Source organism: Mesorhizobium carmichaelinearum, assembly GCF_900199455.1.
Taxonomy (GTDB): domain Bacteria; phylum Pseudomonadota; class Alphaproteobacteria; order Rhizobiales; family Rhizobiaceae; genus Mesorhizobium; species Mesorhizobium carmichaelinearum.
The window spans coordinates 266,489-289,823 of record NZ_FZQR01000006.1 but is presented as its reverse complement, the minus strand read 5'-3'; the positions used below and the strand labels follow the sequence as shown (position 1 = coordinate 289,823).

Annotated in this window: 24 protein-coding genes; 18 read left to right on the top strand and 6 right to left on the bottom strand. The window is 63.6% G+C overall.

Going from position 1 to position 23,335, the window contains the following annotated elements; all coding sequences use genetic code 11:
• Positions 1-21: 21 nt before the first annotated feature.
• From trpS to CKW40_RS16465, 4 genes are all read left to right on the top strand, one after another.
• On the top strand, positions 22-1,089 hold the full coding sequence (gene trpS, locus CKW40_RS16480) for a tryptophan--tRNA ligase (protein ID WP_095201050.1): 1,068 nt from the start codon (positions 22-24) through the stop codon (positions 1,087-1,089).
• A gap of 293 nt (positions 1,090-1,382) precedes the next feature.
• Complete coding sequence (locus CKW40_RS16475) at positions 1,383-1,874, top strand: universal stress protein (protein ID WP_095200929.1); 492 nt, start codon at positions 1,383-1,385, stop codon at positions 1,872-1,874.
• A gap of 146 nt (positions 1,875-2,020) precedes the next feature.
• A complete protein-coding gene (locus CKW40_RS16470; RefSeq protein WP_095200928.1) occupies positions 2,021-2,590 on the top strand; it encodes a NifU family protein in 570 nt (189 codons plus the stop codon).
• Between the two features lie 82 nt (positions 2,591-2,672).
• Positions 2,673-2,999, top strand: a complete 327-nt coding sequence (locus CKW40_RS16465) for an NIPSNAP family protein (RefSeq protein ID WP_027039720.1) — start codon at positions 2,673-2,675, stop codon at positions 2,997-2,999.
• A gap of 147 nt (positions 3,000-3,146) precedes the next feature.
• Here CKW40_RS16465 and CKW40_RS16460 read toward each other — a convergent pair whose 3' ends face one another.
• Positions 3,147-3,764, bottom strand: coding sequence for a L,D-transpeptidase (locus CKW40_RS16460; protein WP_095200927.1), 618 nt, complete (start codon positions 3,762-3,764; stop codon positions 3,147-3,149).
• 228 nt (positions 3,765-3,992) lie between these two features.
• On the opposite strand from CKW40_RS16460, the gene cueR reads away from it, so the two are divergent.
• The 3 genes from cueR to CKW40_RS16445 all read left to right on the top strand — a co-directional run bounded on the left by cueR (position 3,993) and on the right by CKW40_RS16445 (position 6,512).
• Complete coding sequence (gene cueR / locus CKW40_RS16455) at positions 3,993-4,415, top strand: Cu(I)-responsive transcriptional regulator (RefSeq protein ID WP_095200926.1); 423 nt, start codon at positions 3,993-3,995, stop codon at positions 4,413-4,415.
• Between the two features lie 95 nt (positions 4,416-4,510).
• The gene (locus tag CKW40_RS16450) at positions 4,511-4,843 is read left to right on the top strand and encodes an SMR family transporter (protein WP_095200925.1); all 333 of its coding nucleotides are present in this window, start codon (positions 4,511-4,513) and stop codon (positions 4,841-4,843) included.
• Positions 4,844-6,011: 1,168 nt separating this feature from the next.
• The gene (locus tag CKW40_RS16445; RefSeq protein ID WP_179297990.1) at positions 6,012-6,512 is read left to right on the top strand and encodes an MmcB family DNA repair protein; all 501 of its coding nucleotides are present in this window, start codon (positions 6,012-6,014) and stop codon (positions 6,510-6,512) included.
• Positions 6,513-6,742: 230 nt separating this feature from the next.
• Here the strand turns inward: CKW40_RS16445 and nhaA are convergent, their stop codons facing one another.
• The 5 genes from nhaA to CKW40_RS16420 form a co-directional block, all read right to left on the bottom strand.
• Positions 6,743-7,939, bottom strand: coding sequence for a Na+/H+ antiporter NhaA (gene nhaA / locus CKW40_RS16440; RefSeq protein ID WP_095200923.1), 1,197 nt, complete (start codon positions 7,937-7,939; stop codon positions 6,743-6,745).
• Between the two features lie 287 nt (positions 7,940-8,226).
• On the bottom strand, positions 8,227-8,790 hold the full coding sequence (locus CKW40_RS16435) for an ActR/PrrA/RegA family redox response regulator transcription factor (RefSeq protein WP_010913121.1): 564 nt from the start codon (positions 8,788-8,790) through the stop codon (positions 8,227-8,229).
• A 64-nt stretch (positions 8,791-8,854) separates the two neighbouring features.
• Positions 8,855-10,186 carry an ActS/PrrB/RegB family redox-sensitive histidine kinase gene (locus tag CKW40_RS16430; RefSeq protein WP_095200922.1) on the bottom strand — a complete coding sequence of 444 codons (1,332 nt, stop codon included), beginning with the start codon at positions 10,184-10,186 and terminating at the stop codon, positions 8,855-8,857.
• 26 nt (positions 10,187-10,212) lie between these two features.
• Positions 10,213-12,675, bottom strand: a complete 2,463-nt coding sequence (hrpB, locus tag CKW40_RS16425; protein ID WP_095200921.1) for an ATP-dependent helicase HrpB — start codon at positions 12,673-12,675, stop codon at positions 10,213-10,215.
• A 47-nt stretch (positions 12,676-12,722) separates the two neighbouring features.
• Positions 12,723-13,613 (bottom strand): DMT family transporter, encoded by an 891-nt coding sequence (locus CKW40_RS16420; protein WP_095200920.1) that lies wholly within the window; start codon positions 13,611-13,613, stop codon positions 12,723-12,725.
• A 28-nt stretch (positions 13,614-13,641) separates the two neighbouring features.
• Here CKW40_RS16420 and CKW40_RS16415 point away from each other — a divergent pair, with 28 nt between their 5' ends.
• From CKW40_RS16415 to CKW40_RS16365, 11 genes are all read left to right on the top strand, one after another.
• A complete protein-coding gene (locus CKW40_RS16415; RefSeq protein ID WP_095200919.1) occupies positions 13,642-14,340 on the top strand; it encodes a PIG-L deacetylase family protein in 699 nt (232 codons plus the stop codon).
• Between the two features lie 233 nt (positions 14,341-14,573).
• Positions 14,574-15,905, top strand: a complete 1,332-nt coding sequence (locus CKW40_RS16410; RefSeq protein ID WP_095200918.1) for an ABC transporter substrate-binding protein — start codon at positions 14,574-14,576, stop codon at positions 15,903-15,905.
• A gap of 111 nt (positions 15,906-16,016) precedes the next feature.
• The gene (locus CKW40_RS16405; protein ID WP_095201049.1) at positions 16,017-16,964 is read left to right on the top strand and encodes a carbohydrate ABC transporter permease; all 948 of its coding nucleotides are present in this window, start codon (positions 16,017-16,019) and stop codon (positions 16,962-16,964) included.
• A complete protein-coding gene (locus CKW40_RS16400) occupies positions 16,961-17,911 on the top strand; it encodes a carbohydrate ABC transporter permease (RefSeq protein WP_056569523.1) in 951 nt (316 codons plus the stop codon). The genes CKW40_RS16405 and CKW40_RS16400 overlap by 4 nt, the downstream gene beginning before the upstream one ends.
• On the top strand, positions 17,908-18,114 hold the full coding sequence (locus tag CKW40_RS16395) for a hypothetical protein (protein ID WP_095200917.1): 207 nt from the start codon (positions 17,908-17,910) through the stop codon (positions 18,112-18,114). The genes CKW40_RS16400 and CKW40_RS16395 overlap by 4 nt, the downstream gene beginning before the upstream one ends.
• A gap of 2 nt (positions 18,115-18,116) precedes the next feature.
• On the top strand, positions 18,117-19,229 hold the full coding sequence (locus CKW40_RS16390) for an ABC transporter ATP-binding protein (protein WP_095200916.1): 1,113 nt from the start codon (positions 18,117-18,119) through the stop codon (positions 19,227-19,229).
• A complete protein-coding gene (locus tag CKW40_RS16385; protein ID WP_095200915.1) occupies positions 19,222-20,235 on the top strand; it encodes an ABC transporter ATP-binding protein in 1,014 nt (337 codons plus the stop codon). The genes CKW40_RS16390 and CKW40_RS16385 overlap by 8 nt, the downstream gene beginning before the upstream one ends.
• 72 nt (positions 20,236-20,307) lie before the next feature.
• Positions 20,308-21,951: a dihydroxyacetone kinase subunit DhaK gene (locus CKW40_RS16380; protein ID WP_095200914.1), complete on the top strand. Its 1,644-nt coding sequence runs from the start codon at positions 20,308-20,310 to the stop codon at positions 21,949-21,951.
• A 72-nt stretch (positions 21,952-22,023) separates the two neighbouring features.
• Complete coding sequence (dhaL, locus tag CKW40_RS16375; RefSeq protein WP_095200913.1) at positions 22,024-22,626, top strand: dihydroxyacetone kinase subunit DhaL; 603 nt, start codon at positions 22,024-22,026, stop codon at positions 22,624-22,626.
• Entirely contained in the window at positions 22,623-23,012 is a 390-nt protein-coding gene (gene dhaM, locus CKW40_RS16370; RefSeq protein WP_027052679.1) for a dihydroxyacetone kinase phosphoryl donor subunit DhaM, read from the top strand. Before dhaL ends, dhaM begins: the two co-directional genes overlap by 4 nt.
• Positions 23,013-23,030: 18 nt before the next feature.
• Complete coding sequence (locus CKW40_RS16365; RefSeq protein WP_095200912.1) at positions 23,031-23,333, top strand: HPr family phosphocarrier protein; 303 nt, start codon at positions 23,031-23,033, stop codon at positions 23,331-23,333.
• The last annotated feature ends 2 nt before the right edge of the window (positions 23,334-23,335 follow it).

Here is a 23,335-nt window from a genome sequence, read left to right as displayed (position 1 = left end):
CCACAAGCCATGAGGAAACCCATGTCCGCCTTCAAACCACTCGTCTTCTCCGGCGTCCAGCCGACCGGCAATCTGCATCTCGGCAACTATCTCGGCGCCATCAAGAAATTCGTCGCGCTGCAGGACACGTCCGACTGCATCTATTGCGTCGTCGACCTGCATTCGCTGACCGCGCAGCTGGTCCATGAGGACCTTGCCGACCAGACGCGCTCGATCACCGCCGCCTTCCTCGCCTCGGGCATCGACCCGAAGAAGCACATCGTCTTCAACCAGTCGCGGGTGATGCAGCACGCCGAGCTCGCCTGGATTTTCAATTGCGTCGCGCGCATCGGCTGGATGAACAAGATGACGCAGTTCAAGGACAAGGCCGGCAAGGACCGCGAGAATGCCTCGCTGGGCCTGCTCGCCTATCCCTCGCTGATGGCTGCCGACATCCTGCTCTACCGCGCCACCCATGTGCCGGTGGGCGAGGACCAGAAGCAGCATCTGGAGCTGACCCGCGACATCGCCCAGAAATTCAACAACGACTTTTCCAACCGCATCGCCAGCCTTAGCGTCGGCGTCGAGATGCAGGTCGGCGAGGAGACGGTGAACGGCTTCTTCCCGATCACCGAACCGGTCATCGGCGGGCCGGCGGCGCGCATCATGAGCCTGCGCGACGGGTCGAAGAAGATGTCGAAATCGGACCCGTCGGACCTGTCGCGCATCAATCTGACCGACGATGCCGACACCATCTCGAAGAAGATCCGCAAGGCCAAGACCGATCCGGAAGCCTTGCCGAGCGAGGTCGGCGGGCTGGAAAGCCGGCCGGAAGCGGAAAATCTGGTCGGCATCTATGCCGGGCTGGCCGAGATGTCGAAGGCCGACGTGCTGAAGGAATTCGGCGGCCAGCAGTTTTCCGTGTTCAAGCCGGCGCTCGCCGACCTTGCGGTCGAGAAGCTGGCGCCGATCGCCGGCGAGATGCGCCGCATCGAAAGCGATCGCGCCTATGTCGACGCGGTGCTCAAGGACGGCGGCGAACGTGCCGGCGTTCTGGCCGAGACCACCATGAAAACCGTGCGCGACATTATCGGCCTGCTGCAGGGCTGACCCGCATCGTCGGTTGCACTGCGCTCGCCGAGACAGACTGGCTCCAACATATACTGGCCCAGGACCGGCGGCTTGCCGCCGGTCTGCCGCGGTGGCAGATTGCGGCCGGAATGACACTCGTGTCTCTGATTTTGAAATTCGCCAGAGTTGGATATCAAGGGTAACGCGAATTTCAAAATCAGGGACAACGAGCAAACTATTGATTTCTAGTGTCGTTTTTGATTTCGAAGTTCGCTCCGAGCGAGATATCGAAAGCAGGCGAACTTCGAAATCACGACACTAGGTAGATAGACATGGTCTCCAAACGCCTCAGCCGTGAAGCCGGTCATCGCAGGAAATTCCTGACGATCATCGACGATACGCCCGAGTGCGAGCGCGCCGTCGCCTACGCCTCGAAGCGGGCGCAGAGCACCAGCGGAACGCTGGTGCTGCTCTATGTTATCGTACCGGACGATTTCCAGCACTGGCTGGGCGTCGAGAAGATCATGCGCGAGGAGGCGAACGCCACGGCGCGCGCGGCTCTCGACGGCCACGCCAACAAGGTGCGCCAGAAGCTCGGCATCGAGCCGGAAATGGTGGTGCGCGAAGGCAAGCCGACGGAAGAGATCCACAAACTGATCGAGGAAGACCAGGATATCGCCATCCTGGTGCTGGCGGCCGGCGCCGGCAAGGAAGGCCCCGGACCGCTGGTCGGTGCAGTGGCCGGCAAGGGCGCGGCCTTCCCCATTCCGGTCACGGTCGTGCCGCAGAATTTGTCCGACGAGGAGATCGACAGCCTCGCCTGAAGCCCGCCCGGGATTCTCTTCCCCAGCCAGCAAAAACATTCCGCCAGCCAGCCTTTCCAGCGATGCGTTTCGCTTGAATGTCCAGCCGATAGAGCCTATTTAGAATTATTCCAAACTAGCTGCCCGAAACGGGCACGGAGACGGCCATGTTCATCCAGACCGAATCGACGCCCAATCCGGCGACGCTGAAATTCCTGCCCGGCAAGGAAGTGCTGCTGGAAGGCACTGCCGACTTCCGCGATGCCGACAGCGCGGTAACGGCCTCGCCGCTGGCCGGCCGGCTGTTCGAAATCCCCGGCGTCACCGGCGTCTTCTTCGGCTACGACTTCATCACCGTGACCAAGGACGGCCCCGACTGGCAGCACCTGAAGCCAGCGATCCTCGGCGCCATCATGGAGCATTTCATGTCCGGCGCGCCTGTCATGGCCAAGGCCGGCCCGGCCGCCGAGACCAGCCAGACCGGCGAATTCTACGACAAGGCGGACGAGGAACTCGTCATCACCATCAAGGAACTGCTCGACACCAGGGTGCGCCCCGCGGTGGCCCAGGATGGCGGCGACATCACCTTCCGCGGCTTCGAGAACGGCACGGTGTTCCTGCACATGAAGGGCGCCTGCGCCGGTTGCCCGTCATCGACGGCGACACTGAAGCACGGCATCCAGAATCTCCTGCGTTACTTCGTGCCGGAGGTACAGCAGGTCGAGCAGGTCTCCTGACGCCCCTTTGATAATTCTACCCTGCTGACCATCTGGTCCGATTTTCTTCGCTTCCGGCGCATCGATCCGAAGGAACTCCAAAATGATCTACGAACTTCGGGTTTACCGGGCTTTGCCGGGACGCTTGCCGGCGCTTCTTGATCGCTTCGACAAGATCACCCTCAAATTATGGGAAAAGCACGGTATCCGCCAAGCGGGTTTCTTTACCACGCTGATCGGTGCTTCGAACAACGAACTGACCTACATGCTGGCATGGGAATCGCTGGCCGAACGCGAAGAGCGCTGGACGGCGTTCGTGAAGGACCCCGCCTGGACGCAGGCGCGGGAAGATTCCGAGCGTGATGGCCAGATCACCGAGACAATCACCAACCAAATTTTGGTTCCCACCTCGTTCTCGGCGGTGTCCTGACCGCCGAGCAGGCGTCGCATCGAGCAAACAACAAAAAACCGGGCCGAATTGCCCGGTTTTCTGTTTGGGACGTCCGTTGTTGCCTAGACGGTCCGCGTACGAAACTTGTCTTCTCGTTGACCATGATCCCGCGAGGGATCGTGGCCCCTACATCACGATGACCTTGGCGCCAACCGAGGTTCGGTCGTAGAGATCGATGATGTCCTGGTTCATCAGCCGGATACAGCCGGACGACATCGCCTTGCCGATCGAATTCCATTCCGGGCTGCCGTGCAGCCGGTAACCCATGTCGCCGCCCTTGTTGAACAGATACATGGCGCGCGCGCCGAGCGGGTTCTTCAGGCCCGGCTCCATGCCATCGGCGAACTTGGCCAGCTCCGGCTGCCGCCTGATCATTTCACGCGGCGGCGTCCAGGTCGGCCATTCACGCTTCAGCGCGATATGGGCGGTGCCATGCCATTCGAAGCCCTCGCGGCCGACACCGATGCCGTAGCGGATGGCCAGGCCGTCGCCCTCGACGAAGTAGAGGAACTTGTTCTGCGTATCGACGATGATGGTGCCGGGCTTTTCCTTGGTGTCGTAGTTCACTTCCTGTCGGTGATACTGCCTCGGCACTTTTTCGATCGGGATGCGCGGCAGTTGGTAACCAGCATCGGTCACGGCGCCGTAGTCGTTGGAGAAGATCTGCCCGCCAATGGTGCTGCAACCGGCGATGGCCGTGGACAGCGCCAATGCGGCAATTATTGCAAGCGACTTCATGCGCATGTGGTGATCCGGAGCCCCGCCCAAATGTCAGCGGCACGAGTCGACCGCTTTCTTGATCATCATTCATGCTGGCATTTGCTTTGCTTGCCAAGCGCACGATGCCTATATGCGTGGCCCTACATGCTGGTAAGCGTCTCACTATGGCATTTCAGCAACAGCCCTCACCGGATTGTGTAGGAAATTCAATGGGGGCGACATCAAACGGTTACCTGGAATCGAGGATCAGTCATGAACGTCGGTGATGCAGCCCAGCGGTCCGGCCTGCCGGCCAAGACCATCCGCTACTATGAGGAGATCGGCCTGATCGCGCCGGCGCGCGCCGCCAACGGCTACCGCGATTACTCCGGTGACGACATCCACCGGCTGGCCTTCCTGCGCCGCGCGCGCAACCTCGGCTTTTCCATCGACGATTGCCGCCAGTTGATGGCGCTCTACCAGGATCGCAGCCGCGCCAGCGCCGACGTTCGTGAGATCGCCGCCGCCCATGTCACGGCGATCGAAGAGAAGGTGCGCGAGCTGCAGTCGATGCGCTCGACCCTGCAGAAACTTATCCATGCCTGCCATGGCGACAACAGGCCTGACTGCCCGATCCTGGATGACATGGCGGGGGCAGTGGCGCTTGGTGATGGGGCCGCTGCACAGTCCGCCTGAGGGCCATGCCCAGAATAGAGATCACGAGAAAGTGAACGTGACGGCGCCATTGGCTTCTGATCATTAGATACCTCCCAATCGATGGAGGTTCGCCGTTGCCTGCTTATGCCATTCTTGCCCTGGCCATTGTCGCCGAAGTCATCGCAACGAGCGCGATGAAAGCCTCGGAGGGCTTCACCAGGCTTGGCCCGTCGATCGTGGTGCTGCTCGGTTACGCGGCAGCGTTCTTCTTCCTCGCGCAGGTGTTGGACCGGATACCGATCGGCATCGCCTACGCTGTCTGGGCGGGCGGCGGCATCGTCCTTGTCGCGCTGGTCGGCTGGATTGTCTATGGGCAAAGGCCGGATGCTGCGGGCCTCATTGGCATAGGCCTGATCCTGGCTGGCGTGCTGGTTCTAAACCTGTTGTCCAGGACCAGTGCCCATTGATCTAGACCATATCTGTCAAACATAGGATCGCCCCGAAAAGTCAGGGACTGCAGACAATCGACCCGTTGAACTGCCTGCTCGATGCAGCCATATCCTGAGGAACAAGGGACTTCAGTCTTATTTGCATGGTTGCTAATATACATATAAGTTGATCGACGCGGGGACAACCACACCCAAAAGCCCACACCCGCAATGGCCGGTGCAGCCCCCTATAAACCCAAGCGCAAATTGCACCGGCCATTCCGCGGGCACATTCCCCCGCCTCAACCCTTATATGCCGACTAACTAAAGTAACGGAACGTCCAACGGACATTAACGGAACCTAAACAGTCCTCTCAGACCTTTGTGCATATGCACGCAAGACTTTAGTCCCGCCACTTCCAAATAAGTTCTGCCGTCTTCCAAAGAAGAGCGAAAGTCGTTCGACCCGACATAGGACCGCCGTGCAAGGGATCAAGCCCCCAGTTCGTCCGCGGCGCGAATTGGACAGTGCATGCTGGTTTGCGCCGAGGCATGGTGCCGACAGGTCCGCCAGTCCGCTTGCCACGCACCCCCTTAGGAACGACCCGGCACGCTCGCAGTCGGGGGGACGTGGGGTCGTGCCGGGTCGTTGCGGGTCAGGCTTTTGGGATCGTCTCCGCACTGCCTAAGCTATATGCGTATTAGCTGCAGCTCAATTAAGACTGAAGTCCCGCCCACGGACTGCCCAGCTGTAGAGGGCAGAACCTTTTCTGTGCTGTTTCACCGGATTTGACAGAGCAGATACACCCAAAAGAAGTCAGGATCGGTTCTTGAAGGCTTGATTTGAAGGGCATATCGTCGGCTCAATGGGCTGGGTGACGCTATGTTGAACGACGATAAAGACAAGCAGTTTTGGGCTTTGGACCTGGAAGCTCTGCGCAGGGCGTTCGAAACATACGCTCAAGAGCACAAAACGACGGCTGCGGAGTGGGGGGAACACGCCAAGCGGTTCCTCGAAAGACAAAGAGTTCTCCAGCGTGAGTCGAACTGATCCCCAGCCTTAGGTTGGCGCACAGATCCACTGGATAGACTCGACTTCCTCCTACCGGCTCTCCTCGGGCCTGTATCGGCTATGGGTTTGTCAAATATACAATCGCCTTGCGTAAAATGGTTCAAACCGTGAACAAAATCTGGCATGGTGCCTGCCATGCCGATCATTTCCCCCATCGCAATCAACCCCCTCATCGACGGCCGCCAGTCCGAACGCGCCATGCTGGTGCGACGCGGGGTGCAGCGGCTGCTCATGGAAATGGGCGCGCATGTGCTGCCTGAACTGTCGCTGGCCACCGGCCGCCGCGCCGACCTCGTGGCGCTGACCCGGCAGGGCGATATCTGGATTATCGAGATCAAATCCTCTATCGAGGATTTCAGGGTCGACCGCAAATGGCCCGATTACCGGCTGCATTCCGACCGCTTCTTCTTCGCCACCCATCCTGGCGTGCCGGCGGACATCTTCCCCGAAGAGTGCGGCTTCATCCTTTCCGACGGCTACGGCGCCGAAATCCTGCGCGATGCGCCGGAGCATCGCATGGCGGCGGCAACGCGCAAGGCGCTGATGCTGCGGATTGCGCGGGCAGGTGCGGCGCGGCTGCTGGCGGCGGAGCTGGCCGGCGTCTCGGTGCCGGCGATCCACGGGGAGAGCGAGTAGCTCGCAGAACCTGGGTTCCTTGCCCCACGCAGTGGGGAGAGGTGGCCCGGCGAAGCCGGGACGGAGAGGGGCCAGCGCGGCGCCTGAGATTGTGTCGCCTCAGGGAGCTGACAAGCGCCCCCTCCTTCATCGTGCTCTGGCTTCACAGAGGGCGTCCCCCTCTCCGTCCCGGCTTCGCCGGGCCACCTCTCCCCCGCTTTGCGGGGGCGAGGAACCCAAGAATCCCGCCCCTACTCCGTCTCTTCTTCCACCCCACCAGCCGCCGGCGCCATCAGCAGGACGGCGGCGCCGAGGATTGCGGCGATGAAGGAGCCGGCGAGGATGCCGACCTTGACCGCGTCCTGCAGGGCCACATCGCTGGCGAAGGCGAGCAGGCCGATGAACAGGCTCATGGTGAAGCCGATGCCGCAGAGCAGCGAGATGCCGATCATGTGCGACCAGCCGGCGTGGGCCGGCAGGTCGGCGAGGCCGAGCCTTATGGCAAGCGCGGACGAGCCGAACACGCCGACTAGCTTGCCGACCACGAGGCCGGCGGCGACGCCCAGCGTCAACGGCTCGATCAGCGCGCCAAAACTGAGGCCGGCGAGCGAAACGCCCGCATTGGCGAAGCCGAAGATCGGGATGACGAAGAAGGGCACTATTCTGTGCAGGCCATGCTCGAGCCGGTGCAGCGGCGAATGGTCGAGATCGTGGCCGATCCCGGCGGAGCGCTCAAGCGGAATGGTCAGTGCCAGCGCGACGCCGGCAAGCGTGGCGTGGACGCCCGATTTCAGCACCAGGACCCACAGGATGGCGCCGAGCACGAGATAGGGCACCAGCGTCATCACCCGCATGCGGTTGAGCACGACGAGTACGGCAATGACGGCGAAGGCGGCACCGAGATAGATGAGCGACAGGCCGCTTGTGTAAAAGATGGCGATGATGATGACGGCGCCGAGGTCATCGATGATGGCGAGCGCGGTCAGGAAGACCTTCAGCGAGGCCGGCACGCGGCTGCCGAGCAGCGACAGAACGCCGAGCGCGAAGGCGATGTCGGTGGCGGTCGGGATCGCCCAGCCGGAGAGTGCCGGCCCGTTGTTGCGGTTGATCAAGACATAGACCAGTGCCGGAACCACCATGCCGCCGGCCGCGGCAATGCCGGGCAGGGCCCGGCGCGGCCAGGTCGACAGCTGTCCGTCCAGCATCTCGCGCTTGATCTCCAGCCCGACGAGCAGGAAGAACACCGCCATCAGCCCGTCATTAACCCAGTGCGAGACGCTGAGCGGCCCGAGATAGGCATGGAGAACGGCGAAATAGGTTGCTGCGAGCGGTGAATTGGCGACGATCAAGGCAAGGGCCGCCGCCACCATCAGGATGATGCCGCCGGCCGCCTCGCTGTCGAGGAATTCTCGGAAGACGGATACCGGCCGCTGCTTCAAATCCTGCATGTCGCCTCCGTTAAGCCGCCCTGTCTATTGGCTGGAAATCTGTAACCCAATGATGCGCAACATCACTGGCGAAGCAAGGCGTACGAATTCATACCGGTAATCTATGCCTTGAAAATTGGCCGAAACGCCCATCGCCTCGTCATCCCGAGGCGGAGCAAGGAGCGAAGCGACGCAGCGCTACGGTGCAGAATTCTGCTCCGCCGCACCCTACGATCAAAGTTACGGCATGGATCCTCGGGTCTTCGCGCCGCTTTGCGGCACTACGCCCAAGGATGACGAAGCTCGGTTCAGCGCGGCGCGCGCTTGGCCAGTATGCGCTGCAGCGTGCGGCGGTGCATGTTGAGCCGGCGCGCGGTCTCGGAGACGTTGCGCTCGCACATTTCATAGACGCGCTGGATATGCTCCCAGCGCACGCGGTCGGCCGACATCGGGTTTTCCGGCGGTGCAGCGCGCTCCCCCGAAGTGCGGGTGAGGGCAGCGAAGATGTCGTCGGCATCGGCCGGCTTCGACAGATAGTCGACGGCGCCAAGCTTCACGGCCGTCACCGCAGTGGCGATGTTACCGTAGCCGGTCAGGATGATGGTGCGGGAATCCTCGCGCTTCTCGCGGATGGCGGCGACGACGTCGAGGCCATTGCCGTCGCCGAGCCGCATGTCGACCACGGCGTAGGCCGGCGGATTGGCGCGGGCCTTGCCCACGGCCTCCTCGACGCTCTCGGCGGTCTCGACCACAAAACCCCTGGTTTCCATAGCGCGGGCGAGACGCGTGAGGAACGGCTTGTCGTCATCGACGATCAGAAGCGAGGTGTCCTCGCCTTCAACCATTGCGCCAATATTTTCATCGCCTGTCATCGTCGTGAGAATTCCTGCTGCCTTAATTTTACGCAGATATAGTTTTGCGTCGCTATTGTCCAATTTACGCAGTGTCAAACATGGTAGCCGGGGCGGTTTCCGGGTTCAGAAAGACACTGCGCGGCCACGAAATCTGCACCACGGCGCCCTCGCCCAGGCCGCTCGAATTGCGGAAATCGAGCGTGGCACCCGAGCGTTCGAGCAGCGTCTTGGCAATGAACAGGCCGAGCCCCAGGCCACCGCCGGCCTCGGTGCCCTGGCGCGTCGACATATAGGGCTCGCCGATGCGGTCGATGATCTCAGGTGGGAAGCCGGGGCCGTCGTCGATGATCGAGAAGGTGACGGCGGCCTCGTCCCAGCTCCAGCGCACGGTGACGCTCTTGCGGGCGAAATCGACGGCGTTCTCGACCAGATTGCCGAGGCCGTAGATGACGCCCGGATTGCGGCGCCCGACCGGCTCCGGCCCGGTCCGGTCGCCCGGACGAAGCTTGATCGAGATGCCGAAATCGCGATGCGGCGCGGTGACCTCCTCGACCAGCGAGGTCAGCGGCAAACGGGACAGATGCGCCTCGCCCTCGGACGACAGGCTGGTCAGGCGCTTGAGGATTTCGCGGCAGCGCTCGCTTTGCGAACGCAGCAGCTTCACGTCATCACCATATTTCGGGTCGCTGCCGAGGGCCTTTTCCATTTCCTTGGCGACGAGCGTGATGGTGGCCAGCGGCGTGCCAAGCTCGTGCGCCGCCGCCGCCGCCAGGCCATCGAGCGCCGAAAGGTGCTGTTCGCGCTGCAGCACCAGTTCGGTGGCGGCAAGCGCATTGGCCAGAAGCCGCGCTTCGGCGGCCACCCGGAAGGCATAGATGGCGGTGAAGGCGATCGAGGACAGCACCGCCATCCACATGCCGGCGACATAGATGAAGGGCATGGCCAGCGGCGCGCCTTCATACCAGGGCAAGGGCAGATGGAAGAACACCAGTAAGGTGGCCGCAATCATCACCAGCCCGCCGAGGATGGCGGTGAGGCGCAGAGGCAGCGACGTCGCCGAAATGACCACAGGCACGGTCATCAGCAGCGAGAACGGATTGGTCAGGCCGCCGGTCATGTAGAGCAGGCCGGCAAGCTGCAGGCTGTCGAAGATCAGGATGCCGAAGGCAGCGAACGGGGTGAGCCGGTGCGCGGCCGGAAAGCGAAATGCCAGGAAGAGATTCATCCACGCCGAACAGGCGATCAGCGCGAAGCACAGGCTGACCGGCAGCGGGAATTTCAAACCATAGGCGACGACGAGCACCGCCACGCTCTGGCCGACAATGGCCAGCCAGCGCAGCCGGATCAGCGTGTTGAGGCGCAGCCGCTGGCTCTGCTGGAAATCGGGTGAACGCAAAACGTTGATCATGGCCATGGATTACAGCCGCAGAAGGGCAAGCGCTAGGTCCCACGCGGTTTCGCGCGGGCTGTCGCGGCGGCGAGCAGCGGGTTTTCCGGCCAGACATGCTTGGGATAGCGGCCGCGCATGTCGGCGCGCACGTCGGCCCAGGAGCCGCGCCAGAAGCCGGGCAGGTCGCGCGTGGTCTGGATCGGCCGGTGCGCCGGCGACAGGAGCTCAAGTGTCAGCGGCACGGTGCCGTTGGCGATCGAAGGGTGGCGGTCGAGCCCGAACAGTTCCTGCACGCGCACCGCCAGAACAGGCCATTCGCCGTCATAGCGGATCGGCACATGGCTGCCGGACGGGGCGTCGAAATGTGTGGGCGCCAGCGCATCGACCTTGCGCTGCAGCTCGTGCGGCACGAGCGAGGCCAGGGCGGCCGAGACGACCCCAGGATCGATGGCGGCCAAGGATGCGGCGCCGGACAGGAAGGGCAGCAGCCAGTCGTCGAGGCGCTGGATCAGCGCTTCGTCCGACATATCGGGCCAGGGTGCGCCAAGACCACGATGCAGCCAGGACAGCCGCTGGCGCAGCGTCTCGGCCTCCTTGCTCCAGCTCAGCAGCGACAGGCCGTGCTCGTGCAAGGCGTCAAGGATGGCGCGGTCGGCATCGGCGCCTGAAGGAGCCGGCAGCATCCGCTCGGCGAGCGTGATGGCGCCGAGGCGAACGGTTTCGCGCACGCGCACGGCGCGGCGCTCGCGGTCGAAGCTCGTCTGCCGGCGCGTTTCGATCCGGTCGGTGAGCGCGGCGCGAATGTCGTCCTCGCTTATTGCTGCGGCGGCCGTGATGCGGGCGTTCTGCGCCTTGCCCTGCAGGTCGGCGACGACCAGAAACGGCTCGCCCGCCAGCGGGTCGGCGGCATCGAGCATGGCGCCGGAGCCGTTGGCCAGTACGAAGCGGCCGCGTTCGCCACGCGCCTTGGCGACGCGGTCCGGCCAGGCGTTGATGAGAAGAGAACCCGCAGGTGCAGCCTCGCTGTTTTTCACCCCGCCCACCTGCTTGGCCAGCCTCTCCGCGAGTTGCCGTGCGGCAGTGGCACGGGGTGATTTTTCGCCGCGAAAGCGCATCAGCCGCCGCTCCAGATCGGCGCCATCGCCGCCAAGGCCGCGTTCGGTGAGCAGCACGGCCAGCATGGCTGCTTCAAAGGCATAACGGCCCTTCGCAGCTTCGGCGACCATATGTGCCAGCCGCACCGGCAGAGCGAGCTTGCGCATCGAAGCGCCCGCTTCCGTCAAACGCCCGGCTTCGTCGATAGCATGGAGCGCGCGCAGCAGCACCCTTGCCTCGTTGAGCGCCGGCGCCGGCGGTGGATCGAGGAAGGCGAGCGCCGTAGGATCCGCAACACCGAAAGCGGCGCAGTCGAGCAACAGGCCCGAAAGGTCCGCTTCGAGGATTTCCGGCGGCGTGAAGGTGGGAAGCGCCGCCGTCTGCTCGGCGCGCCAGAGCCGGATCGCGACGCCGGCTTGCGTGCGCCCGGCACGGCCGGCGCGCTGGTCGGCGGAAGCCCTGCTGACGCGTACCGTCTCCAGCCGCGTCAGGCCGCTCGCCGGTTCATAGCGCGGCAGCCGCGACAGGCCGGAATCGATGACGACGCGCACGCCGTCGATGGTGATGGAGGTCTCGGCAATCGAGGTCGCCAGCACCACCTTGCGGCGGCCCGGCGGTGCCGGCTTGATCGCGGCGTCCTGCGCCTTGCCGTCGAGCTGGCCATAGAGCGGGACGATGTCGGTGTCGGCGCCGACCTTGCCGGCCAGCCGTTCGGCGGTGCGCTCGATCTCGCGCTGGCCGGGCAGGAAGGCAAGCACGCTGCCGCTCTCGTCGGCAAGGGCGGCGCGGATCGCCTTGGCCATCGCATCTTCGATCGGAACACCGGCGGGCCGTTCGTCGTAGCTGACATCGACGGGGAAGGCGCGGCCCTGGCTTTCGATCACCGGCGCGCCCGACAGGAGTTTGGCGACACGCGCGCCGTCGAGCGTCGCCGACATCACCAGCAGCCTGAGGTCCGGCCGCAACGCACCTTGCACGTCGAGCGCCAGCGCCAGACCGAAATCGCCATCGAGCGAGCGCTCGTGAAATTCGTCGAAGATGACCGCCGAGACGCCAGGCAGTTCGGGATCGTCAAGGATCATGCGCGCCAGCACACCCTCGGTGACGACCAATATGCGGGTCCTGGCCGAGGTGCGGTTCTCCATGCGCATGGCGTAGCCGACGGTGCCGCCAGGCTCCTCATCAAGCAATTGCGCCATGCGGCGCGCGGCGGCGCGGGCGGCGAGCCGGCGCGGCTCGAGCAGGATGATCTTGCCCGCACCCAGCCACGGCGCATCGAGCAGCGCCAGCGGCACCAGCGTCGTCTTGCCGGCGCCGGGCGGCGCCACCAGCACCGCGCTGTTGCCGGCGCCGAGCGCCTCGCTCAGCGCCGGCAGCACGGCTGTGACCGGAAGCTCCGGCAGGGATCTTGTCGTCATCGCGTCCGCATATCAGCGGTCACGGTCACCGTGCAACCGGCGCCGGCTCAAAGCCGGGTGCGCGCAAACGGGTTCCAGCGCACCGTGCCAAGCCGCACCTCCTCGCGCACCATCGTGAGCAGCCCTGCCCCACCGACGATCGCGAGGCCGACCAGCGACAGCCAGTCCGGATATTCCTGGAAGAACAGCGCGCCAAGGATCACCGCCCAGACGATCTGCGAGTAATGCGTCGGCGCGATCCGGTTGGCGGGGGCGTATTTGGCGGCGAGCAGTTGCATGAATTGCCCGCCCGCGGTGAAGGCGCCGGCCATCGTCAGCCAGACGAGCTGCATGGCATTCGGCAAGGTGAAGGAGGTGGCGGCGGCGCCGACCCCGTTGAACAGCAGGCCATAGCCGACTAGCACGCCGAGCATCGATGTGCGCTTCTCCTGCTGGGCAAGTGACCGCAGAAGAATGACGCTGGTCGCGGCGAGGAAGGCGTTCACGAAGGCAGCCAAATGGTCGAGGTTCAATTCGCGAAAACCCGGCCGCACCACCAACATCACTCCGGCAAAGCCGGCTACCACGGCCAGCCACCGCCAGGGACCGACCTTTTCCTTCAGGATGAGTGTGGACAGGATGGTGACCAGCAACGGCGCCAGGAAGATCAGCGCGTAGACTTCGGCCAGCGGAATGTGGGTGAAGGCATAGACGCTGAGCACGCCGGAGGCGATGCCGGCCCAGGCGCGGGCCTGCACGGCCCATGGCCGCTTCATGCGCCAGAAATCGCGCCAGCGCTCGCCCACCGGGCGGGTGAAGAACAGGAAAAAGCCGGCAAACAAAGTGGCGAAGAAGCCGATCTCGAAGACGGTGAACTGTCCGCCCAGGCTCTTGATAACGGCATCGCTGCCCGAATAGCTTGCATAGGCGAGCAGGGCGAGCAGGATTCCGTTCGGCACGTTTTTCCATTTCCGGGGAGAGAGTGGTTTGAAAATATTGGCGCTCGGTGCGCATCCGGACGACATCGAGATCTTCATGTTCGGTACGCTGGCCGCCTATGCGGCGCAAGGCGCAGAACTCACTTTTGCCGTGGCCACGGATGGCGCCAGGGGCGGCAAGAGTGATGCCACGGTTCTTGCCCGTGTCCGTCGCGAGGAAGCCACGGCCGCGGCCGCGCTGCTAAGTGCTGCGCCGCGCTTCCTCGACTTTCCCGACGGCGAGCTGGTCGCCGATGCCGCGCTGATCGGCGCGCTGAAAACGCTGATCCGCGAGATCGGACCGGACCTGGTGATCACGCATGCGCCCAACGACTATCACGCCGACCACCGCGCACTGTCGGACGGCGTGCGCATCGCGGCCTCGTTCGCGGTTCCGGTGCTGCATGCCGATACGATGGGCGGCACCGGATTCTCGCCGACACACTATGTCGACATTTCCGCCCATGCCGAGATCAAGGCCAAAGCGATCCGCATGCACCGCTCGCAGCGGCCGGAGCAATATGTCGAGAGGGCGCGCATTCAGAATGAATTTCGCGCTGGTCAATGCAACGCTGTCCCCGGTTCTGTGGCCGAGGCTTTTCGCTTCGAGCCGACATTTCCCTTCGCCGACATACGCGCCTTGCTGCCGCCCGCGCCGCCCGTCCGGCCGGTGACGCCACAGACGAACGTCATCAGCGAAGCCGGCTGAGCGGCTGCCGGAGAAACCATCCGGCGCTCATTTCCCAACGATTTCAATCACCCGTTTCGTCATGTTGCGGCGCAGCGACGAATTCGCTTGCGTTGTTTAGTAAAAATTGCATCACTAAACAAATTACTAAACATCTGTCGCGCTCCGGCGCCGCCATGTTTGGGCCTCTGAGGAGAGAGGTTGAAGGCTCTTGAAACCGTCATCCGGACGCGTTTCGCAAATGGGAGGAAGGCATGAAATCGAGCTTGAAAATGGCGTTGGGACTGGCCTCGGCAATCGTTGCGTCGACAGCCGTCTCAAACGCCGCGCACGCTGAAGACCTGACGCTGTGCTGGGCCGCCTGGGACCCGGCCAACGCACTTGTCGAATTGTCCAAGGATTTTACCAAGGAAACCGGCATCGGCATGAAATTCGAGTTCGTGCCGTGGACCAACTATGCCGACCGTTTCCTCAACGAGCTGAATTCGCACGGCAAATTGTGCGACCTGATCATCGGCGACAGCCAGTGGATCGGCGGCGCGGCCGAGAACGGCCACTACGTCAAGCTGAACGACTTCTTCGACAAGGAGAAGATCAGCATGGACGACTTCGTGCCGGCAACCGTCGTCGGCTATTCGGAATGGCCGAAGAACACGCCGAATTACTGGGCGCTGCCGGCGATGGGCGACGTCGTCGGCTGGACCTATCGCAAGGACTGGTTCTCCAAGCCCGAGCTGCAGAAGGAATTCAAGGAGAAGTATGGCTGGGATCTCGGCCCGCCGGCCACTTTCGACCAGCTGAAGCAGATCGCCGAATTCTTCCAGAAGCGGCAGATCGACGGCAAGACCGTCTATGGCGCCTCGATCTACACCGAGCGCGGCTCGGAAGGCATCACCATGGGCGCCATGGACGTGCTCTACAGTTACGGCTTCCAGTATGAGAACCCGAAGAAGCCCTACGAAATGGAAGGCTTCGTCAATTCGGCCGACTCGGTCAAAGGACTGGAATTCTACAAGGCGCTCTATGATTGCTGCACCCCTCCGGGCGCATCGAACAGCTACATGGGTGAAGGCGTCGATGCCTTCAAATCCGGACAGGTGGCGATGCACATGAACTTCGCCTTCACCTGGCCGGGCCTGCAGAAGGACGAAAATGTCGGTGGTGACAAGATCGGCTACTTCGTCAATCCAAAGGGTCCCGGCGGCGCCCAGTTCGCCCAGCTCGGCGGCCAGGGCATCTCGGTGGTGTCCTATTCCGACAAGCACGAATCGGCGCTGAAATACATCAAGTGGTTCGCCAACAAGGACGTGCAGGCCAAGTGGTGGTCGCTCGGCGGCTACTCCTGCCTGAACGCCGTGGTGAAGGATCCGAAGTTCCCGGCCAGCCAGCCCTACGCACAGGCCTTCCTCGACTCGATGGCCATCGTGAAGGACTTCTGGGCCGAGCCGAGCTACGCGCCGCTGCTGCAGGCCTCGCAGAAGCGCTTCCATGACTATGTCGTCGCCGGCCAGGGTTCGGCCAAGGATGCGCTCGACGGCCTGGTCAAGGACTGGACCCAGGTGTTCCAGGACGATGGCAAGATGTAACCGGCTCCTCCCGAGCTAGGACCGAAGCGTCCCGTGCCACCCTTGGCACGGGACGCAGTTCAGATAAATTCCATCACAGAGACGACCCAAGTGACCGAAGCAGGACTGACCATGCTCAATCGGACCGCGGAGAACGTTGCCCGGGCGACCCCGGAACCGTTGGCCCGCAAGGTCCGGGGCATCAGCGACAAGGGCCTCGCCTGGCTGTTCATCTCGCCGACGATCCTGTTGTTGCTTGCCATCAACATCTTCCCACTGTTCTGGGCGATCTATCTGTCCTTCACCAATTACCGGGCCAACCGGCCGAACGAAGTGGTGAAGAATCTCGGCTTTGCCAACTACCAGCGCATCCTCGGCGACCAGGACATCTGGATCGCCATGCAGACGACGGCGCATTTCGTGTTCTGGACGATCCTGTTGCAGACGCTGATCGGCTTCACCCTGGCTTGGCTGATCGACCGGAAATTCCGCGGCCACGCCTTCTGGACGACGCTGATCCTGGTGCCGATGATGCTGTCACCGGCGGTGGTCGGCAATTTCTGGCGCTTCCTCTACGAGCCGCAGATCGGCCTGTTCTCCTACGTGATCTCGTTCGTCAGCGGCATTCCGCCGACAAACATCCAGATGCTGTCCAACGTGTCGCTGGCGCCGTGGTCGATCATCATCGTCGATACCTGGATGTGGACGCCCTACGTGATGCTGATCTGCCTCGCCGGACTGCGTTCCATCCCCGAATACATCTATGAGGCGGCCGAGGTCGACCGCGCCTCCAACTGGCGGCAGTTCTGGTCGATCACCCTGCCGATGGCGCTGCCCTTCATCATGCTGGCGGTGCTGTTTCGCGGCATCGAGAACTTCAAGATGTTCGACATGGTCAATCTGTTGACCGGCGGCGGGCCGGGCTCGACCACCGAGGTCGCCTCGATCACGCTGAAGCGGCAGGCCTTCGAGAGCTGGCGCACCGGCTATTCCTCGGCCTTCGCCATCATCCTGTTCGTGGCGGTGTTCGGTCTCGCCAACATCTACGTCAAGGCGCTCAACAAGGTGAAGCAGAGATGAGCCTGACCACAGCCCATTCGGTCGTCGCCCCTTCGGCCAACTCGAAGCGCATCGCCGGCGCGATCATCATCGCCTATGCGCTGATCTCGATCGTGCCGCTGCTCTGGATCTTCGCCACCAGCTTCAAGACGCCACCGGATTCGATCGCCTATCCGCCCAAGATCGTCTTCCAGCCGAGCATCGAAGGCTATTGCAATTTGTTCACGACGCGGACGCGGCAGACGCCGGAATACATCAACTCGCTGGGACCGGCGACCGGCTTCTGCGACGAGACCGTGCGCAAGCGCAACATGGTGATCGCCGGCCCGTCCAACTTCCTGCCTCGCTTCGTCAATTCGCTGATCATCGCCTTCGGCTCGACCTTCTGCGCTGTCTTTCTCGGCACGCTGTCGGCGTACGGTTTCTCGCGCTTCAAGGTGCCGCTCGCCGACGACCTCCTGTTCTTCATCCTGTCGACGCGCTTCATGCCGCCGATCGCGGTCGCCATCCCCATATACCTGATGTACCGCGAACTCGGCCTGTCGGACACCGCACTCGGCATGATCCTGCTCTACACGGCGGTCAACGTGTCGCTGGCGGTATGGCTGCTCAAGGGCTTCATCGACGAGATCCCGCGCGAATATGAGGAAGCGGCGATGATCGACGGCTACACGCGGCTGCAGGCCTTCTGGCGCACCGTGCTGCCGCAAGCGACCACCGGCATCGCCGCGACCGCCATCTTCTGCCTGATCTTCGCCTGGAACGAATATGCCTTTGCCGCGCTGCTGACCTCCGGCACGGCGCAGACCGCGCCGCCGTTCATCCCGACCATTATCGGCGAAGGCGGTCAGGACTGGCCGGCGGTTGCGGCCGGCACGACGATCTTCTTGGTGCCGATCCTGGTTTTCACCATCCTGCTTCGCAAGCAATTGCTGCGCGGCATCACCTTCGGCGCGGTGCGCAAATGAGCATGAACAATCCCGTTAAACGCAAATCGCGCTGGCCGGCCTGGGCCCGGCGCGGCCTGATGGAAAACATAGCGACGGCACTGATCGCCATCGGCTTCCTGATGCTGTTCCAGCCTTTCGCGCTGTCGCTCTACACCTATTCCTTCATCACCATGCTCGCCGGCACCGTGATGTTCATCATCGTCTCGAAATTCCCGGAATAATCATGGCCGAGATCCGTGTTCAGCATCTGAGAAAGGCCTTCGGCGATTTCGTCGCCGTGCAGGATTCCAACTTCGTCGTCGAGGATGGCGAATTCTTCGTCATGCTCGGCCCGTCGGGCTGCGGCAAGACGACGACACTGCGGATGATCGCCGGTCTGGAATTGCCGACCGGCGGCGAGATCCTGCTCGGCGGCGAGGATGTCACCATGCTGCGGGCCCGCGAGCGCGACATCGCCTTCGTTTTCCAGCTGTTCGCGCTCTATCCGCACATGAATGTGCGCAAGAACATCGGCTTTCCCTTGCTGGCGCAAGGCATGCCGTCGGCCGAAATCCGCACGCGGGTCGAGGAGACTGCCAAGCTTTTGCGCATCGACCATCTGCTCAACAAATCCGTTTCCGGCCTTGCCGGCGGCGACCGCCAACGCGTGGCGCTCGGCCGCGCCATCGTGCGGCGGCCAAAGTGCTTCCTGATGGACGAGCCGCTGGGCACGCTCGACACAGAATTCCGCGATTTGATGGTCCATGAACTGCGCGAGTTGCACAACCGCATCCACGCCACCACCGTCTATGTCACGCACGACCAGATGGAAGCGATGTCGATGGCCGACAAGATCGCTGTCATGAACCACGGCGTCATCGAGCAGTTCGGAAGCCCACGCGAAATCTACGATCGCCCGGCGACCATGTTCGTCGCCGACTTCATCGGCTCGCCGCCGATGAATTTTCTGGGCTTCGGCGGCGGGCTCGCCAAGGGCGCGAAGGAGATCGTCGTGCAGGGCGCGAAGGTCGCAGTGCCGGAGGTGCGTGAGGATATCGCGCCGGCCGACATGGCGCTCGGCATCCGGCCTGAACACATCCGCTTCGACGATGCCTCGAAGCTGCGCGGCGCCATTTACGGCACCGAATATCTCGGCACCACCCAGATCGTCGCGGTGGAAACCGCTGACGGCATCATCAAGGCGCGGGTGCCGGCCGAGATCCGGCTCAATGCCGGCGACCATGTCGGTCTGGCGCTGAACAGCGCGCGGCTGTCGCTGTTCGACAAGGGATCGGGCCGCGCGGTGAGAACCGCGGTCCACGATACCGCCTCTCAGGGGAGAGCGCAGCATGGCTGACGTGCACATCAAGAACGTGACCAAGAGTTTTGGCGAGCATGTCGCCGTCAACGGTCTCGACCTGCACATATCAGACGGCGAGTTCGTCGTGCTGCTCGGGCCGACCGGCGCCGGCAAGACAACGACGCTGCGGCTGATCGCCGGGCTGGAGCGGCCGGACAGCGGCACCATCGAAATCGGCGGCCATAATGCGACGACACTGTCGCCGGCCGAGCGCGACACCGCCTTCGTCTTCCAGCAGTACTCGCTCTATCCGCATCTGTCGGTGTTCGACAATCTTGCCTTCCCGCTGCGCTCGCCGGCGCGGAAAATTCCGGAAGACCAGATCCGCCGGCGCGTCGAGGAGGTGGCGAAGATGGTGCGCATCCATCACAAGCTCGCCAACCGCTCGACCAAGCTTTCCGGCGGCGAAATGCAGCGCGTCGCTATCGGCCGGGCGCTGGTGCGCAAGCCGGCCATCTATCTGATGGACGAGCCGCTGTCGTCGCTCGACGCCAAGCTGCGGGCGGATTTGCGGCTGGAGTTGAAGCGCATCCAGTCCGAGCTCGGCGCCACAATGCTCTATGTCACCCACGATCAGATCGAAGCGATGACCATGGCCGACCGCATCGGCATCCTCGCCGACGGCGTGCTGGTGCAGATTGGGTCGCCGCGAACCATCTATTCCGAGCCGGCAAACCTGCATGTCGCGGCGAGGCTCGGCCAGCCGGCGATCAATCTTCTGCCGACCGGCCTGTTGCCCGATGCCGGCGCGCCGGCCGGCACCAGGACGATCGGCGCGCGTACTGAACATCTGGCCATCGAGAAGGCCAGGAATGGGCATGCCGACGGCGTCGTCGACTGGGTCGAACATCTCGGCGACCAGAACCACCTGCATGTGACGGTGGGGCCGAAGAAACTGGTGACGCTGACCGACCCGGACACCGATCTGGCGCAAGGCGACAAAGTGGTGATCCGCTACCGATCGCCGCTCTATTTCGGCGCCGATGGACAACGACTGATGTGAACGGTTTTCGGTGCTTTCCCGCCAAGGGGAGCGCCGATTCTGATTGACGATCGCGAATACGGGACGAATTCGATGAAGCACTTTTTCAACCGCAGGGAAACGATCGTCACCGAGGCGCTGGACGGCCTGTTGCGGACCATAGGCTCGGGCGATCTGGCGCGCCTCGACGGCTATCCCGAGATCAAGGTCGTGCTGCGCGCCGACTGGGACAAGACGAAGGTCAGCGTCGTTTCCGGCGGCGGCGCCGGGCATGAGCCTTCGCATGCCGGCTTTGTCGGCAAGGGCATGCTGACGGCGGCGATCTCGGGCGAAATCTTTGCCTCGCCGAGCGTCGAAGCGGTGCTGGCGGCGATCCGCGCGGTCACCGGCCCGGCCGGCTGCCTGCTGATCGTCAAGAACTATACGGGTGACCGCCTCAATTTCGGCCTGGCCGCCGAGAAGGCGCGCGCCGAGGGCTTTCGCGTCGAGATGGTGATTGTCGCCGATGACATTGCGCTGCCCGACATCGCCCAGCCGCGCGGCGTTGCCGGCACCCTGTTCGTGCACAAGATATCGGGCCATCTGTCGGAGACCGGCCACGACCTGGCCGATGTCGCGGCAGCGGCGCGGGCGGCGGCGAAGGACATCGTTTCGCTCGGTATGTCGCTGTCCTCCTGTTCAATCCCCGGCCAGCCGCATGAGGACAGGTTCGGTGAAAATGATGGCGAGCTTGGCCTTGGCATCCATGGCGAGCCCGGCGTCGAACGCATCGCGGTGCAGAGTGCGGACCGCCTGGTGGCGATCATGGCGGAGCGCCTGGCGGCTCGGCTCGATCCGAAGGCCAGCCATGCCCTGCTGATCAACAATCTCGGCGCGGTGCCGCCGCTCGAAATGTCTGTTGTTGCCAATGCGGTGCTGGCCTCGCCGCTGGCCAAGACCGTCAAGCTGGCGATCGGCCCCGGGCCGCTGATGACGGCGCTCAACATGAACGGCTTCTCGCTGTCGCTGATCCGGCTGGATGCCGCGCGCGAGGCCGCCCTGCTGGCGCCGGTCGGCCCGCATGCCTGGATGCCCGCCAAGCCGGTCGCGGCACCTGTCATCGTGCCGATGGCAAAAGCCGCCGGACAAAGTGCTGCACACAAGGCCAGCCAGGATGCCGGCACCAGGCGCCTGATCGTCACGGTCTGCGAAAAACTGATTTCACTTGAAGCGGCATTGAACGGGCTGGACGCCAAAGCCGGCGACGGCGATACCGGCTCAACGGTGGCGACCGGCGCGCGCAGCATCCTGGAGCGGCTGGATGCCTTGCCATTGGCCAGCCCGGCGGCAACCCTTGGCGCGATCGGCGACATACTCAGCGCATCGATGGGCGGCTCCAGCGGCGTTCTGCTGTCGATCTTCTTCACGGCCGCGGCACAGGCGCTGGACGACGGCGCCAGCGTGGCCAAGGCGCTGCTTGCCGGGCTCGAGCGGATGACTTTCTACGGCGGCGCCAAGGTTGGCGATCGCACAATGGTCGATGCCCTGGAGCCAGCCCTGAAAGCGCTCGATGCCAAGGGCTTGGGAGAGGCCGCCGCGGCCGCCCGGCGCGGCGCTGAAGCCACGGCCGCCATGGAGAAGGCGAAGGCCGGACGGTCCGCCTATGTCGGCACCAAATTGCAAGGCGTGGTCGACCCCGGCGCCCATGCGGTGGCCGAGGTATTCGCGGCCGCCGCCACGCTGCTTGTCTCGGCCTGACGCATGCACCAGTTGTCGAATGACCGTTCTTTCGCTACTGCCGGCAGGCTGAAAACCGGGATTTTGGGCGATATGGCGGCGTTGAACCTTGCCAGGCTGATCGCGGTGGCCGCCGATACGATTGCCACGCACGCCGAGGAATTGACGGCGCTCGACCAGGCGATTGGCGACGGCGACCATGGGCTGAACATGAAGCGCGGCTTCGAGGCCGTGCGGGCCGAGGCTGATCTATTCGCCGCAAAGCCGCTGCCCGACGCCCTGAAGGCGATCGGCACCAAGCTGGTGATGACGGTGGGCGGTGCCTCCGGTCCGCTGTTCGGCACGTTGTTCATGGCGCTCGGCAAGGAAATTGCGGCGAACCCCGATCGCGCCAATTTGACAGCTGCCTTCGGCAAGGCGATCGAAGCGGTGGCCGCGCGTGGCAAGTCGCAAGTTGGACAAAAAACCATGCTCGATGTGCTGCAGCCGGTGCATGACGCCCTGGCTGGCGGCAAGACGGCGGCGGAAATCGCCGACATCGCCGACGCCGCCGCCGAAGCGACCGTGCCGATGAAAGCGCTGCGCGGCCGCGCCTCGTTCCTCGGCGACCGCTCGATCGGCCATATGGATGCCGGCGCGCGCTCGACCGCGCTGCTGGTGCGCACGCTGGGTCAAGTGATCGGGGAAAGCGCATGAGCAATGTCGGGATCGTGATCGTGTCGCATTCGCCGCTGGTCGCGGAGGGCACGGCCGACATGGTACGCCAGATGGTGGGCGACGAAGTGCCGCTTGCATGGTGCGGCGGAAACGGCCATGGCGGGCTCGGCACCAGTGTCGAGGCGATCATGGGCGCCATCGACAAGGCCTGGTCGGAAGCCGGTGTCGCCATTCTTGTCGATCTCGGCGGCGCCGAGACCAACTCGGAAATGGCGGTGGAGATGATCGGCGAGCCGCGTGCGCAGAAGATCATCGTCTGCAACGCGCCGATCGTCGAGGGCGCGGTGATGGCCGCGACCGAATCCTCCGGCGGCGCCTCGCTGAAGGAAGTGGTGGCGACGGCGCACGAATTGTCGCCGTCGTGAGTGAACGGGATTTCTGAAATGTCCGCAGCCGCCGAAGCGACCGTCCTGATCACCCACGATGTGGGGTTGCATGCGCGTCCCTCGGTGAAATTCACCAAGCTGGCCAAGACGTTTGCCGCCGACGTGGAAATCGCGCTTGCCGCCAACGGCCCATGGTTCGACGCCAAGAGCATCGTCAAGGTGATGGCGGCCAAGGCGCCGAAGGGCACGGTGCTGCACATCAGGGCCAGCGGCAATGGCGCCGATGATGCGGTGCGCGCGCTGATCGACCTAGTGCAGCGCGATTTCGACGAGGACGCCGATCATGTCCGCTCAGCGTGAGG